This is a genomic window from Citrobacter sp. Igbk 14, assembly GCF_028069825.1.
Taxonomy (GTDB): domain Bacteria; phylum Pseudomonadota; class Gammaproteobacteria; order Enterobacterales; family Enterobacteriaceae; genus Citrobacter.
The window spans coordinates 1-541 of the sequence record NZ_JANEWM010000177.1; the positions used below are offsets into that span (position 1 = coordinate 1).

At 40.3% G+C, this 541-nt stretch carries 2 protein-coding genes; both read left to right on the forward strand.

All coding sequences use genetic code 11. The annotated features are described in order from the left end of the window. Window positions 1–223 precede the first annotated feature (223 nt). Window positions 224–364, forward strand: a complete 141-nt coding sequence (locus tag NNN64_RS23020; RefSeq protein WP_249357519.1) for a YmiA family putative membrane protein — start codon at window positions 224–226, stop codon at window positions 362–364. Window positions 365–367: 3 nt separating this feature from the next. Beyond that, window positions 368–538 carry a hypothetical protein gene (locus NNN64_RS23025; RefSeq protein WP_271442904.1) on the forward strand — a complete coding sequence of 57 codons (171 nt, stop codon included), beginning with the start codon at window positions 368–370 and terminating at the stop codon, window positions 536–538. The last annotated feature ends 3 nt before the right edge of the window (window positions 539–541 follow it).

The following is a 541-nucleotide window of genomic DNA, read 5'->3' on the forward strand; positions in this document are numbered from 1 at the left end:
TCCCTATATTATTTATGGAAAATATTCTCCAAAGTAGTTTCAAATGAGTAAGCCTGCCAAAATCCCTTCCAAATATTTATAACTGATCAAACAATTAAGTTATTTATAAAGCTGGGTTCGAAAATTATCTGGCTTTTTCAGGCTGTTTTTATTAGGATTCCTCTTACCTGATGATTAATTGTACCGATTGTTTGGTGCCTAAATGATAAGTGATTTCGATAGTATGAGGTTAGCAATGCCTTCTGGAAACCAGCCTGCGCGCAGAGATCCCGCGATGAAACGTAAAGCATGGTTCACCGTGTTTCTGGGCTCCGCCGTGTTCTGGATCGTGGTTGCTCTGGTGGTCTGGAAAGTGTGGGGGTAATTGATGTCCACACAGGAACAACAGTCCACTGTTACACCTGCTCATCATGATAATGAGCAAGCGAATGAAACCGTTGTAGAAAAAAAACAGGATATTCCCGCTTCGTGGGATCTTTCATCTGAGCAACGGGCATTTATTGATCTATTTATTGAAGATGATAAGCAAGAACAATAAGCA

Excerpts from the sequence above, each read along its gene's own strand:
- NNN64_RS23020 (WP_249357519.1), top strand. The coding sequence starts at position 224 with ATGAGGTTAGCAATGCCTTCTGGAAACCAGCCTGCGCGCAGAGATCCC.
- NNN64_RS23025 (WP_271442904.1), top strand. The coding sequence starts at position 368 with ATGTCCACACAGGAACAACAGTCCACTGTTACACCTGCTCATCATGAT.